19 protein-coding genes and 1 tRNA gene are annotated in these 13746 nt (G+C 43.8%); 5 read left to right on the top strand and 15 right to left on the bottom strand.

The features are described from left to right. Positions 1–58: 58 nt before the first annotated feature. Both FE296_RS11540 and FE296_RS11535 read right to left on the bottom strand, forming a co-directional pair. Positions 59–628 (bottom strand): YdhK family protein, encoded by a 570-nt coding sequence (locus FE296_RS11540; RefSeq protein WP_150364994.1) that lies wholly within the window; start codon positions 626–628, stop codon positions 59–61. A 178-nt stretch (positions 629–806) separates the two neighbouring features. Then, positions 807–1226: an organic hydroperoxide resistance protein gene (locus FE296_RS11535; protein ID WP_124116066.1), complete on the bottom strand. Its 420-nt coding sequence runs from the start codon at positions 1224–1226 to the stop codon at positions 807–809. Between the two features lie 258 nt (positions 1227–1484). Between FE296_RS11535 and FE296_RS11530 the strand changes: the two genes are divergently transcribed. Next, on the top strand, positions 1485–2696 hold the full coding sequence (locus FE296_RS11530) for a chromate transporter (protein ID WP_124116065.1): 1212 nt from the start codon (positions 1485–1487) through the stop codon (positions 2694–2696). A gap of 74 nt (positions 2697–2770) precedes the next feature. On the opposite strand, the gene FE296_RS11525 is transcribed toward FE296_RS11530, so the two are convergent. The 6 genes from FE296_RS11525 to FE296_RS11500 all read right to left on the bottom strand — a co-directional run bounded on the left by FE296_RS11525 (position 2771) and on the right by FE296_RS11500 (position 7843). Beyond that, positions 2771–3178, bottom strand: a complete 408-nt coding sequence (locus FE296_RS11525; protein WP_124116064.1) for a GNAT family N-acetyltransferase — start codon at positions 3176–3178, stop codon at positions 2771–2773. Positions 3179–3209: 31 nt separating this feature from the next. Further along, positions 3210–3896, bottom strand: coding sequence for a hypothetical protein (locus FE296_RS11520; protein WP_124116063.1), 687 nt, complete (start codon positions 3894–3896; stop codon positions 3210–3212). A 2-nt stretch (positions 3897–3898) separates the two neighbouring features. Further along, the gene (locus FE296_RS11515) at positions 3899–4897 is read right to left on the bottom strand and encodes a glycoside hydrolase family protein (protein ID WP_124116062.1); all 999 of its coding nucleotides are present in this window, start codon (positions 4895–4897) and stop codon (positions 3899–3901) included. Next, positions 4884–5156 (bottom strand): hypothetical protein, encoded by a 273-nt coding sequence (locus tag FE296_RS11510; protein WP_124116061.1) that lies wholly within the window; start codon positions 5154–5156, stop codon positions 4884–4886. Before FE296_RS11510 ends, FE296_RS11515 begins: the two co-directional genes overlap by 14 nt. 213 nt (positions 5157–5369) lie before the next feature. Continuing rightward, entirely contained in the window at positions 5370–7580 is a 2211-nt protein-coding gene (locus FE296_RS11505; protein ID WP_150364993.1) for a M1 family metallopeptidase, read from the bottom strand. Between the two features lie 190 nt (positions 7581–7770). Then, positions 7771–7843: transfer RNA gene (locus FE296_RS11500), tRNA-Val, on the bottom strand. A 144-nt stretch (positions 7844–7987) separates the two neighbouring features. Here FE296_RS11500 and FE296_RS32705 point away from each other — a divergent pair. The 3 genes from FE296_RS32705 (at position 7988) to FE296_RS11490 (ending at position 9276) form a co-directional block, all read left to right on the top strand. Continuing rightward, a complete protein-coding gene (locus tag FE296_RS32705; RefSeq protein WP_124116059.1) occupies positions 7988–8245 on the top strand; it encodes a hypothetical protein in 258 nt (85 codons plus the stop codon). Positions 8246–8483: 238 nt separating this feature from the next. After that, the gene (locus FE296_RS11495) at positions 8484–8927 is read left to right on the top strand and encodes a GNAT family N-acetyltransferase (protein WP_124116436.1); all 444 of its coding nucleotides are present in this window, start codon (positions 8484–8486) and stop codon (positions 8925–8927) included. Positions 8928–9039: 112 nt separating this feature from the next. Next, positions 9040–9276, top strand: a complete 237-nt coding sequence (locus FE296_RS11490; RefSeq protein WP_017687389.1) for a DUF3892 domain-containing protein — start codon at positions 9040–9042, stop codon at positions 9274–9276. A 75-nt stretch (positions 9277–9351) separates the two neighbouring features. Here the strand turns inward: FE296_RS11490 and FE296_RS11485 are convergent, their stop codons facing one another. From FE296_RS11485 to FE296_RS11470, 4 genes are all read right to left on the bottom strand, one after another. After that, the gene (locus FE296_RS11485) at positions 9352–9633 is read right to left on the bottom strand and encodes a hypothetical protein (RefSeq protein ID WP_190945139.1); all 282 of its coding nucleotides are present in this window, start codon (positions 9631–9633) and stop codon (positions 9352–9354) included. Further along, positions 9617–9838, bottom strand: a complete 222-nt coding sequence (locus FE296_RS11480; protein ID WP_017687387.1) for a hypothetical protein — start codon at positions 9836–9838, stop codon at positions 9617–9619. The genes FE296_RS11485 and FE296_RS11480 overlap by 17 nt, the downstream gene beginning before the upstream one ends. A 194-nt stretch (positions 9839–10032) precedes the next feature. Then, entirely contained in the window at positions 10033–10353 is a 321-nt protein-coding gene (locus FE296_RS11475; RefSeq protein WP_124116058.1) for a DUF3889 domain-containing protein, read from the bottom strand. 56 nt (positions 10354–10409) lie between these two features. Continuing rightward, a complete protein-coding gene (locus FE296_RS11470; RefSeq protein ID WP_124116057.1) occupies positions 10410–10718 on the bottom strand; it encodes a hypothetical protein in 309 nt (102 codons plus the stop codon). Positions 10719–10980: 262 nt separating this feature from the next. On the opposite strand from FE296_RS11470, the gene FE296_RS11465 reads away from it, so the two are divergent. Beyond that, positions 10981–11883, top strand: coding sequence for a manganese catalase family protein (locus FE296_RS11465; protein WP_091014199.1), 903 nt, complete (start codon positions 10981–10983; stop codon positions 11881–11883). A 238-nt stretch (positions 11884–12121) separates the two neighbouring features. Here the strand turns inward: FE296_RS11465 and FE296_RS11460 are convergent, their stop codons facing one another. The 3 genes from FE296_RS11460 to FE296_RS11450 all read right to left on the bottom strand — a co-directional run bounded on the left by FE296_RS11460 (position 12122) and on the right by FE296_RS11450 (position 13620). After that, positions 12122–12397: a DUF6809 family protein gene (locus tag FE296_RS11460; RefSeq protein ID WP_150364992.1), complete on the bottom strand. Its 276-nt coding sequence runs from the start codon at positions 12395–12397 to the stop codon at positions 12122–12124. Between the two features lie 245 nt (positions 12398–12642). Further along, a complete protein-coding gene (locus tag FE296_RS11455; protein WP_150364991.1) occupies positions 12643–13224 on the bottom strand; it encodes a DUF3221 domain-containing protein in 582 nt (193 codons plus the stop codon). Between the two features lie 66 nt (positions 13225–13290). After that, positions 13291–13620, bottom strand: coding sequence for a hypothetical protein (locus FE296_RS11450; RefSeq protein ID WP_150364990.1), 330 nt, complete (start codon positions 13618–13620; stop codon positions 13291–13293). Positions 13621–13746: the final 126 nt, after the last annotated feature.

Here is a 13746-nt window from a genome sequence, read left to right as displayed (position 1 = left end):
ATAATTGAGTATTAAATTGATTTTTCTGCATAAAAAGGGCTGTTTCACGCAAATGGTTCTATTGGATAGCAGATAATTCTTCTTCTGTGACCCATTTGTGATTCTTTATCGAATTTCCCCCTGTTGTCGGGGTGTAATCAACCATATATACCGTTGTCTGTTCAGCAGACTCAATTGTGGCCTTGGCGCCCTTCATTCCTTTCATGTGATCAGCGCTCAACAGCACCTCAGAACCTACCGCATACGATTGATCGGTATGATCCTGTATTTCCTCATGAATAACCCATTTATGATTCTGCACGGGATCTCCACCTGTGGTTGGGGTATACGTCACTGCATATACTGTAGTTTCATATGCTCCAACGATCTTTGCTTTCGCACCCTTCATGCCCGACATGTGATCGGCACTCATCATCGCCTGGCTTCCTATTGGAAAGGTGGGATTGCTTTTCTCCCGCAGTCCTTCCGGTAGCTCTCCCGATTCAGAATGGTGCATCTCACCTGCGGTGGCTGTATGACTGTCATCGTTACTTTCATCAATAGTCTGCCGAGTCTCCTTGCCACATCCACCCAAAATCAAACTGCTTGCGATCAATATAGTCGATATAGTCAGTAAGTACTTTTTCATGTTTTGCACTCCTTTAATTCTAATTATATCTTCATTATACCCCCTATAGGTATATTGCAATCATTATTATTGTTTTTTCCGGGCAAGGCACATCTTACAACGGAGCAAAAATAATAAAAAAACCTCCGATTTCTCGGAGGTTCTTTTATCAAGAACAAATCATTTCAGTAATTACATCTTACGCGAGTTCCACGTTAACATTCACGTTCCCTTTGATTCCTTTGGAATATGGGCAATAGTCATGGGCAAGTTTCACAAACTTCTGTGCTGTCTCCTCATCCAGACCAAGAATTTTAACTTCCAAATCGACTTGAAGCTTAACGCCGTTGTCCTCAGGGTCTGTCACCAACATTACGGTTGCAGCTACAGTACTTCTTTCAATTTCAACTTTGTGTTTCTTCAATTGAAACTCCAGTGCGGAGTTAAAACAAGCACTATACCCTGCTGCAAACAACTGCTCCGGATTGGTAGCTGTCGTCACTTGTCCTCCCAGTTCAGGCGGTGCCGCAACATCCAACATAAACACGTTATCTGGGGATTGTACGATGCCTTGACGTCCACCTGTATTAATGACTGTTGTTTCATATAATGTTTTCATTTGTGAAAACTCCTTTAGTTGATTGGATTTATGTTGATTAAAATTTTGACTCCTCTTGTATCGCTAACAATTACATTGTACACAATTTAATTGTGTATGTAAATAGTTAATATAAAAAAATAATATAATTTAATGCTGCGTTTAAATGAATAGCGATGAGGATGATTATAATGTAGTTATCGGTAGAGGAAATGTATCCTTCCTTAACTTTCATCCATCGGATAACCTAAGTCGAACCGTTAAGGAGGAATAACACGTTTGGAGAATAATTCATTTCTAACCCCGGACAAGCCCAAACATAAAGTCAGAGCACTTTCTGAGGTGTTGGCTGTATCAACCAAACTTGGGCTTACTTCATTTGGAGGACCGATCGCTCATCTCGGTTACTTTCATGAAGAATATGTTCGCCGTAGAAAATGGATGGATGAACGAAGCTATGCAGATTTAGTTGCACTATGTCAATTTTTGCCCGGGCCTGCCAGCAGTCAAGTCGGGATTGGAATTGGCATCATCCGCGGCGGATTGCTGGGGGGACTGATGGCTTGGCTTGGTTTCACACTTCCTTCTGTCATTGCGTTAGTTTTGTTCGCTTTCCTTCTGCAAGGATTTGATATCAGCAGTACTGGCTGGATTCACGGCCTTAAGATTGTTGCTGTAGCTATTGTCGCTCAGGCGATATGGGGCATGGGGCAAAAACTAACTCCTGACCGCTATAGGGCAACCATCGCTATCTTTACTGCAGCGGCGACTCTTGTGTGGCAGACTGCGTTCACTCCAATCCTTTTTATTGTTATTGCAGGCGTGATAGGGATGGTTCATTTTAGTAAAATGACCGAGTTTAAAACAGTAGACTTGTCTGTCCCTGTGAATCGTAATTTGGCAATCGTCTGTTTGGCTACGTTCTTTGGAATTCTGATTCTTCTCCCCTTACTCACACCATTCGATCGTTCGGGGTGGCTGTTATTCTTTGATAGCTTCTACCGTTCAGGATCACTCGTATTTGGCGGAGGGCATGTTGTGCTTCCGTTACTGGAACGTGAATTCGTCCCTGCAGGGATGATCAACAAGTCCGACTTTTTGGCGGGATATGGAGCAGCACAAGCTGTACCAGGACCACTGTTCACCTTTGCCGGTTATTTAGGAGCGATGATGCGTGGGGTTCCGGGTGCTTTGGTTGCAACGATCGCTATCTTTTTGCCAGCGTTCCTTCTAATCGTAGGAGCATTGCCCTTTTGGAATTCTTTATGTAAAAGTTCAAAAATTCAAGGAGCATTAATCGGAATTAATGCAGCCGTTGTAGGTATTTTGTTGGCATCGTTGTACGATCCGCTTTGGACAACTGCGATCCTGACTCCTGTTGATTTTGCACTGGTATGCATGTTGTTTCTAATGCTCGTTTTTTGGAAAGTACCACCGTGGATCGTTGTCGTTGCTGGTGCAGCAGGCGGTACAATCATCAACCTTCTCTAAATAAAAAGGGTACCCGTACACTTGAACACTTCTTTTTCAAAGTGTTCAAGTGTACGGGTACCGCTCCATGCAGATTATCGATTTATCCTCTTCGTCATTCCAATCGTAAACTTCTCAAATCCCAGTTTTGCGTAGTAGGTTTCCAAACCTTCCGTGCACATCAGTTGTGGAATCACCTTATTTTTCTCGCAATGCTCAACGATTCGTTTCATTAATTCTGTACCTATTCCTTGAGATTGATAGTCAGGCAGAACGCCTACCCCGCATATTATACCTGTTATCACTCCATCTGATATTATACGCCCCATGCCCACTAAGCGCTGCTGATCATAAGCATACATTGCATACCAACTTTGTTTGCACATACGTTCCAATTCATGTTGAGATAAATTCAGCGCATTCCATCCCAAAGATTCATATAGCGTTAATAATTGGTCGAAGCTCTCAGGTGGTTCTATTGAATAATGTATCGATTCTCTCATCAGATACCTCCTCTATCTACTCCATTTTAGTTCAGTTGCTCCAAATATCCACTTTCATCTGTGCACATTTGAAATACTTGGCCTCGGCCTTACTTGTAGTCAGTTTCAAAAGACATTGCAGTTCTCCATGTTGGAACAACCCACCACTCAGGTCAGCTGCAACACCGCCATACTGATCATCCGCACCAAGCCACACGGAAGGTCTTTCGAACCCCGCAGAGAACTGTAACCCGGTGCAGAGCAGCACTGTCAGGTTCTTTCGATTCTGCGCCTCATCTCCCGCCACACCCTGGGTGGTGAAGAAAACCATGTTTTGCTTAAAATCCGTGTACGTTCCATCTGCTTTATAGGCTCGGACCATACCATACTTCTGATTTACGTTTTGAAAAAAAGTGATTCCGGCCTTGCTATCCTTCGATTTAATGCCAACCTGAACTGAAATTCCAATGTTCCCGTTTAATTGTAGCGCTTCCAAAGTGATTGCAATTGCTGTTACTTTCGAGCTGTCAATCAGATGTTTCATTTTCAACTCTGCCGTGGCTCCTGCCGTTGTCGGTGTTGTAACGGTTATGGTCCCTCTGTCGGGCAAAGGCTCAAACGTAGGGTTGCCCACCACCTCCACCCAATCCGGTAACGTTCCGTAAAGAAAATCGGCCACAAGCTGTTTGTGAACCTTTCCAAAGGGCACGATCTGACCCGCTGCATCACGTATAACCATCTCTACACCCCCACCGAATAGGCTACACCGATATTATGATCGGTATTGTAATACACGTAAACTACACCGTCCATAACGGACACCATCAGGGACTGCATATTCGTCGTTTCCCAAGTCAATGCCGGAAAATATATATCTGTAGGTTTGTCCAGCAGTTGACGGAAGTCTGCGCTGATCTTGGCAATGGCAGGTCGAGCTACAGTCGTAACCCCACCGGAAGCATAAGCCGATAACATGCCCAGCCACCACATGCTCCCTTTGTACATAAATACACCAGCATTGGATCTCGAAATGTTTTCTCCCGCTGTTAAAGTGGCATCATTACCACCCATTAATGGTCTTGGATCAGCTAACCAGCTACGTCCGTCATGTGAATGCCAGATACATTTACGACCAAAGTCACCACCGCCCATCACCGAGAAACCGATCCATTTGCCGCCATTTCTGAAACACGAGAAGTAACCGGTATGACCATCACCAGGGAACCCGGGAGGTTTGTCCAAAATCAAACCCACTCTTGTCCAGTTAATCATGTCTACAGAGGTCGCAAGTGCCGTTGATTGATTGATCCCCAGTCCGTTTTGTTGATAATACATAAAGAACAATTGTTCTTCATCGTTCCAGATCACAAATGGAGTTTCCGTCGAATTACCAACCACAGTATCTAGATACACCTGTCCGTGTTTGGTCCATGGTCCTGTCGGGCTGTTGGAATACGCAAGTCCAATTCCACCGATACGATTATGGTTGGTAGAATACGTAGCATAATAATCTGCTTTTGCATCAGGGATAAGCCCCTTTACCTTGATCGCCCGAAACCAATAGATTGATTGAAGACCCGCCATTGCAGCGGTATACATAGGATTGTCCATTTTTTTATCAAATTGAGGCGTGTACATCCGTCTGGATTCTGCATCGCAATAATCATAAGGCGCAATGGCCCTGTTGGCCTTCATCGCTGCGTCGAGTGCTGCCTGAGCAATATTCTCAGTCGTAGACATAGGAACTCAACTCCTTCGTGAGCAGGGGATTACCATTTACCGGTCGCAAATCTAAAACATCCGAAGTGTCCTCTAATAGGATTGAATAATCAACAACATTACCCACATTCGCAGCCGGCACCTGAGTAATACGAATGATAGGACGAATTCTAGCATCATATGAATACGCTTTCATTTTGTTCATTCCTTTATTTCCTTTACCGTTGTAATCAGCCATTGTCCCTTTCATTGGTACGCCCGGATAATGTTGATCCTTCATATTAATCCCTCCTATTGTTTTCTCCCGATAAGTATATTCATGAAGTTGCCTTTGTGTTAAAGCATTATGCCCATATTACAGCCTATTATTCTCAGTCTGGTTTTCATATAACTAACCGTTTGCTTATGTTAAACATGACTAAACAGAAAACAGGCTAACCAATACGAATTGGCTAACCTGTTTGAACGAAGAAACTGCAAAACCAATTACTTATTACTCCGCAAAAAGTGAAGATATGGGATTCGCAGCTTTTTTATTGGATTTCTCCTTGCCTTGGTTATCCAATACATAGTACTGGTAAAAGTCGTTAGTGAATCCGATAGACTCCTGTGTTTTCAGCTTAAAAGCTTCAAATGCCGCATCACTCAGATGATCCTCATTCCAGAAATAATGAAGCATCAATCGATTCTGGTTATAGGGATGTTTGATAACGTATGCACCCGCGGCGAGAGGTTGGTTCATGGTATTTTTCCAAGGAAAACCCGTCTGTTTCGTTCGATCAATAATGTTAAATTTTAAAGCCTGCACCAATCCGTTTGACTTGGCATTGCCAATGACAATAAGGTTACTGTTGCCAATCTCTTTTTTCATCTTTTGCTTCAGTTTCTTGCGATCCCGTATAATGTCGTATCTCATACCGGTCATATCAAGGAATCCGGTCAACTGATTAACCATATCTTCCTGCTGTTTAGTTGCAAGCTTACTGACCTGATCGCTGAGCACAATGGTTAATTCCTCGCCTTGAAGGACTTTGTCCATCAATCGATTCATCACTTCAAAAGGCAGATTAGGGATCATGCCCATGACAGCCTGATACTGTTGTTGTAACATGTCATGTACATAGGCGGCGGTCTCTTCCTGTGATAATTGGTATTCCGGCTTTAAGACAAAGTTAGGCTGATATAGGGCCATCTGCATTTCTGAACGTACTTCCTTACCAAGCACATCTTCAATGGTGTGAAGCAGCCCCTCTAAAGTTGCATTCTGGTACACGTAGCGTTTGAAATATGTTCTCATCAACTCGTCAAATTTCTCTTCGCCGACGGTACGGTAAAGCTGATAGATCGCTTGTCTTCCCTTTTGATAATATACCAAACCTGCTAAATCCCCAGCTTCATCGTTTGTTGACGCAATCGCCATCTCTGCGGGCGCCGTATCAAACTGTACGGATCTGAACCCATTTAACTTATCTCCCTGTTTCTCTGCAAAATACACCATGGAGAAATCGGCAAAGCCTTCATCCAGGAAGGATTCGGTCTCCGAGTTATTACCGATCAATGCATGGAACCACTGATGCGCTATTTCATGAACAAAGGTTGTGTCTTCTTCTGGAATAGCACCATTTTGAATCTGTCCCATCTGTATAAGCCTCGCATACTCTACGGCAACACCTTGTACATACGTCTCGACAATTCGGAACTCTGGATAGGGATACTTGCCATATTTTTCATTATAAAAATCAATGACTTTGAATGCCTGGTTAATGTACCGGTCAACGATCTCTCTCTTGGATGGATCATCGTTGTAATAATAGTATTCCACCGTCAGACCGTTACGGGTAGCGCGCTCCACTTGAAGATTAGGACTGGCAAAGAAAACAAACTCTCTCGTATTCTCAGCTACGGCGGAAACAATTTTACGTCCATGTTCTGTACTGTTTTGAGTGGTGATAGAGCCAGGCATGGCTACCTGATACTCTTCAGGCACGTTTAATTGAACTTCAAAGTCCGACGAGGTGTAATAATCGCTCTCGAATGTTCGACTATACGGTGCCTTGTTCCACTGATGCTTGACTTCATCGTATACAGACATTACCGGGAACCAGTGTGCACCATTGATTATATCCTTGTAATAGGAAACGCGCTGTGAGCCATAAGGTATCTTCAGGTGGAATTCCAATTGAAGTGTTACCGATTCGCCTGGTTGAACCGACTCTTTCAACTGCACGGTCAACGCTTGGTTTTCCTTATGGAAATCCAGCGATTGGCTATCTGCTGTTACAGCCTGAATATCAATGCCACCCAGAAAGTCCTCCGCTGTCTTCTCCGGATGATCTTCACTAATCTGTTCATTGTCCTGTTGGAACATGCTCGCCTGTGTAGACTTGGAGAGGTTCGCGTCAGCATATGTATGAAGGACCAGCTGCTGAAGTGCATCCTTGCTTGTGTTACGATACCTTACCTTCTCGCTCCCCTGGATCGTCATGTCTTTATCATTCAGTCGAGCTTCGATCTGGTATTGAATCGGGGACTGCTCCAGGGAGTCTTTCTGTGTGTTATATATCTTCGTAGATACAGGTGCTGGGCCTGCTTCCGCGGCAACAACCCCCATGTTGGCAAGTGGGCTTGCTGCCAGTATTAAAGCCAGTGTACCCGCGATCCCTACTCTGGCTAACTTTGATGTAAATGGACTTGAATAATTCATAAGTTCTCTCCTTCTCCTGTTCTATATTGACCTCAGAACCAAGTATAGAAGACGAACCTTACGCTGAATTTATGTTTTATTTAAGTTTTGTTTAAAAAGAGGAAGAGAAACTGAAACTATCGCAAATCGCATTCATGTTTGTATGTAAAAAAAAAGAAAAGAAGCCTTACAATGTAAGGCTTCTCATGTATGATCTGTAGTGGGCTCGAACCACTGACCCCTACCCTGTCAAGATAGTGCTCTCCCAGCTGAGCTAACAGATCATGATATATAAATGTTTCCCAATCAAGTAACAGTATCATATCAAGTAACCGTGTTCATTGTCAATGATTTATTTGGTTATAATTCACCCGAAATGGTGCACAATAAAGGAAAGATTACCATTTCTACAACGAGGTGAATTCCCTATGAGAAACTTAACAAAACGGTCAAAATCCAATGAATATACATTTACCAAATGCTTCTTTCTCTTTGCTGGGCTTGTGCTTCTCAGTACAACCGTTACTGGTTGCAGCTTAGAGAGGGATGAACATACAGTTCAATTCCAACAATTACAACAGCCCAATGAAAATGGTGAAGCTCTGCCCGTTTGGCTGGACGTATACTCCAAATCTGTAATTCAAGATGTATATTCTCCGCGAGGAAGCAGTGAAGTCTTGCCGTGAAGGTTAACAGATGAATTACTCATCTTCATCCCACTTGCGTGAGTATGCTTTCTTGGTCACGTAATACAACAGAGCAATCATTGCAGCCGACATTAACAAGGTAATGACCATGATGCCTGTCATGCCCATCACTACCCCCTCCTCTCCCAATATGTCCCAGACTTCACTATACAGGAAAAACATTTTTTTGTATAATTCAGTCTGATATGTCGCGCAAGAGCAGAAAGAAGGAATGGAATTGGCAGCTGAGATTAGTTATGTAACGACGCAAGAACAACTGGAACAAGCCCTGGGTATTCGCAATCACGTTTTTGTGATCGAGCAACAGGTTCCTGCCGAGATTGAGATTGATCAATACGATGTCATTAGTCCGGATGTGCATCATGTATTGTTAAGTACGGATGGCCAAGCTGTAGCTACAGGACGTTTGATCTATTACAGCAAGGATACGGCGAAAATGCAGCGGATCGCGGTGCTTGAGTCTCATCGTTCATTTGGTTATGGACGTGTGCTTCTGCTCGCGATGGAGGAGCGAGCACGTGAACTCGGCTTATCCTATTCTGTACTGGATGCTCAATGTCAGGCACAGAAATTCTATGAAAAACTGGGTTATGAAGTGATTTCGGAAGAACCTTTTTATGATGCAGATATTCTGCATGTTCGTATGAGAAAGAGCCTGTAAAACCTCGGCGTTGGCAGGTCTTATTAGCATATGGTGCATACTTCCGAAGAATTCGGATAGGCTAATCAGGTAAGCAGATTCCTATCTCGTCATATAAGGAGAGTGTGACATCATGGATCAAACAACACGCGAGAGTTTCACAGCCGTACAGAAAAATGGCGACGGTGACCTGACAGCATTTCAGACTTCAGCAGGACGCGTACTGGATTATCAGCAGGCACTTGCAGAAGTAAAAGCTGGCGCTATTGCCGGTGTGAATGTATTTAAAGGCAAGGATGGCGAAATGTACATTCGCGGAGATGCCGACGGTGACCCAACCAACAACCTGGACCAACTTCCCCATTTCTAAAATAGATGCACACGTTGTATGTGTGACACAGTAAGCGCCGATCCGGATATCCGGGTTGGCGTTTTCTTATTATGATCAGTAGTCCGTAAAATATTTTGCGGAGTCCCCGGAAGGCTGGTTTTTGCGAATCGGCTGTTGTACCTGTTCCCATGCCTGCAAAATCTGTATCCCTTCGAGAGTAGATCGGTTCTCCCAGGCAATGTGCCCGGTGCGTTCAAGCTCCAGCAATGACTCATGAATGTAAGCTCTGCTTCGTCCCGTCTTGTTCTCCAGTTCATCCATACGCGGCAGCCTGCGCCGTTGTCCTGCATAGTTCACCATAATACGCAAAATCTTGCGTTCAAAGTCGTTCAGCATACTTTACCTCCCCATTCAGATCGGTAACAGGACGCCATGCCAGAATACCTTGCTCCAGAAATGTTCGGGGTGAGCCTTCTTTTCCCGCTGATGCTCTAATCATCCCTCCACGTACACTGTTAATTCGAATCTGTCGCTGTGTAATCTGCCCTGCACGATCCATGTAGACAAGCTCCACCATCTGGCCAATATATTTCCCTAGCATAATCATCCCTCCGATAAGAACGTTTGTTTGTATTTCATATTATATGCGAACATAAGTTCTTTATTCAATAGTAAAAAAAGGGTTTTTGAAAATAAAAAACCAGACTTTCACCTTAATGATCAAGGCAGTCTGGTTCAACCCATAGTATAGCTAATATGAAAACATGGCTTGTAATGACCAAGTTCAGTAACGGATCAGTGTCGATCCGATTCCGAAAATTGTACTTTCTTTAACTGCTGTGTAGATGGATTAAAATCAACATTCACATAGACTGCGAATTGCTTGCCGTCTTTAGCACGAACCCACAGCTTGAACTGTTCCCGTGATTGATCCGCTGTTAGAGAGGTACGACCGATATGCTTATAGTCCAAAATATCCACATTATACTTGGTCTGTGTTTCTTTGACCGCAATAATTCCCCACTTCGCATAATCAGGGATAGCGCCACCTGTTCCTGATGTAATTCCGGCTAAACTCAGGACTACCGACATAACGGTAACGATGAGCATTCTCATTTCACTCACTCCTTGGGACAATATGTTTCTGTTATATTGCCCGTCAGGGTTTCATTTTACACGAATAAACGAAAGATCCAGGCCAGTGGCCGTAGGGAAAAAGGAACCACATGAACAAGCCGGTCAAACGAATCAGGAGGCTCCGTCCGGAAGCTCATTCCCCAGTCACCCGAGAAAACGTGTTGCTGCGTCTGTGTTTCCTGAGGACGTTCCAACTCGTATTTCTTTTCAAGTAACTGCCTCGTTGCTTCATCCACCTGAACCTCGTTTGTAACGCAATATGCTGTGACAGGCTCGCTGCTTATGTACATCAGAATCATTAGAAACATTACAATCCCAACTATTTGTATCCAACGCTTGTTCATCTCTTACTCCTTTATGAATTCATGGCTCTCTTCTCTTGTACGTGAAGACTTGTTTGAATGTTTTATTATACAAAAATTTTACCATAGTAGGAAATAACAAGTGGCAGAAAATATGGGGCATGCGTTATGCGATGCTTAAGTCCCATTTGGTTGTTTTTTTGTTTAAAAAACCCAACATACGTGTAATAGGCCATGACAGAGTGACTTCACGATCTGAAACCCTACACGATCTGTAATACCAATTCGAGGAGGTTACACCCGAATGTTCAAACGCTTGGATGAAATCCTGATTGAGATTCCCAATGTCGAGAAGCCCGATCCGAATGCTGCGGCAGCCATACAAGAATTACTCGGCGGCAAATTCGGAGAAATGTCAACGTTGAACAACTACCTCTATCAATCGTTTAATTTTCGATCCAAAGAAAAGCTAAAGCCCTTCTATGACCTCGTCATGAGCATAACGGCTGAAGAATTGGGTCATGTTGAACTCGTGTCTCATGGCATTAATAAGTGCCTCAGAGGTTCAACTGAGTACAAAGAGCCCGACGATACGCCGCTAGGTTCGGTGAAAGATGCTCGTCTGTCATATCACTATCTGGCAGGTGCACAAGGCGCAATGCCTTTCGACTCTATGGGTAATCCATGGACGGGAGCAAACGTCTTCAACAGTGGCAACCTGGTCGAGGATCTGCTGCATAACTTCTTCCTAGAATGTGGCGCTCGTACCCATAAAATGAAAGTATATGAGATGACGGATCACCCGGCAGCCCGGGAAGTAGTTGGTTTCCTGCTGGTACGTGGTGGTGTGCATGTCGTTGCATATGCGAAAGCACTTGAGATTGCAACTGGCGTAAATGTGACCAAACTGGTGCCTATCCCTTCACTGAACAACAAAGCCTTCAACGAGGCTCGCAAATATGAAGAAAAAGGCGTACACACCAAGCTGTACACCTATAGTGATAAAGACTTCAATGCGATCGGCCAGATCTGGAAAGGAACTCACCCTGAAGATGGACAACCTCTGGAAGTAATCCAGGGTATACCAGAAGGTTTCCCGATTCCAGAAGCTCCTGCGGTCGAGGAGGAGTTCGCACCAGGTATATCTCAAGAAGACTTTAAGGAAATTGCTCGCCGTCTGAAAATGGCTGGGAATATTGCGGATTAAGGAACAAGTTGTTTAACAGTTTCTTTCCCTATATATATTGTTAACTCTATGTTTAGGTGAAGCCCTCAAACACTGCTGCTGAATGCAGAGAGGATTTGAGGGCTTTGTTATAATCAATTTATGATACAATTTTATGATGCAAAATGAGTATGTTGTATGCATGTCATTCCTGAGAATGTAACTGTAAAAGTAAACCTGATCTCTGCTCACATAATTAAACTTAGTTAAACTCCAATACCTATTCCTCCCGCTGACTCATGACTTCAATTAGCATGTTGACACCCAGACGAAAACCTTGTGCAAACGCCGCTTCCGCATGCATGCCCTCACATCTGCCACACAAGTCAAATAACTGTTCAAGCTCAAGAAATTCATTCTCGCTCAATCGATTCTTCCATTGCTCTGTCAGAGCTGCAATCTGCCGCCCTAACGCTTGGTATTCAGGATGTGTCGGCATCATCATCTCATCCGGTCGAAGTCGTCCATTATATAATGCTTCTAATATCAAATTCATGTGCAACCTCCTGTATATCAATTCGCACCTCACTTGAATGAACGTTCTACACATGATAATTCCATGAGCAGAAGATTCCTTTCCATTTTTATAAAATCATAATACATGATGGACAGTAAGGGAACTTACAGGCGGTTCAAAAATCATGATAGCTTGCAATGAATCTAATCCACATCATTTCTTTCAATTTGAATCATATTCATGTGCAACGCGCGTTCCTCCACCATCATAAAGCTATGAGCCCCTTATTCTTCGCCTTGTATCTTAACTTGCTTCTCGTCCTTCACGGTAACATGAACTACTTGCCCTTCATTCGCTGTCTTCACATCTCGCATCTGAATGGTCCAAGTCCCTGTATCTGCATCAAACCGTGTGTCCTCTATGACGGGAATATGCATGTTCTCTGTATCAAGTGAATGCAGTCCGCTACGAATCGCATCCGCATCCGTCATATGAGCACCGTCTGGCGTATTTGGACAAGATACCGCTATCTTATCTGCTCTGGCTTGCCCGGGATAAGGCTGATTTTCCGGGCTTCCATCCGTCCAGACTTCAACATAAGAGCCGATCTGTGGATCAGGCGCATTGGAGAACCATTTTGCAGGATAATATCGATCGGCTCCTCCATTGGAACTGTTATCGCGGTAGGCAGGATCAACCACAAGAATGGAATCGTCTTTGCGATCAACCACATAACCACTGAATCCATCTTCACTTGGTGCATTGGCTTGAGCCTGCACAGAGTTGCACTCGATATGTCCTGAACATCCCGTAAGGCATACGAACAGAATAGAGAGCAATATAAGGACTCGACGAAGATTGATCACATGTGAATCCCCCTTTAATAACACCTCTATCTAAATTTAACGTACCCGGTCAGATTATTGTTGCATTCACTTCCTCATATCCCTTTTATACACATACCTTCCCCAGATCACCAATGTTGCGCATAACAAGACTGCACAATAAGCCCATACAAAAAACATGGCAAGCCCCAACCCGATGTTGGCATCCAGGCGCTCATCAAAGATCTCCGTATACATCGAAAAACCGAGTGGCACGGCGCCAACAATGAAAAGCCCAATGGACCATCCACCCCAGCGTCGGAAACCGGACCCCGCACGAGTACTGGAAAGTTTACGAATCCCTTGAGTCAGTAGCCACCAAATCAGAATAAATAATAGACAGGTTATAAAAATTTTCAGCATATCGTTCAACTGCATATCGTGTACCTCCTACATCTTGCAAGATGATGAACATATCTTAGACGTTAAGTGTTCTCTTTACTATATTACCCGTTTCCATATCCATGATCACAGGCAGATCAGAGCACAGTACCCCTGAACCAC

Origin of the sequence: Paenibacillus sp. UASWS1643, assembly GCF_008693195.1 — a bacterium.
GTDB lineage: Bacteria > Bacillota > Bacilli > Paenibacillales > Paenibacillaceae > Paenibacillus > Paenibacillus amylolyticus_B.
Note: the sequence above shows the minus strand (reverse complement) of the source record. Positions and strands in the feature narration are given on the sequence as shown.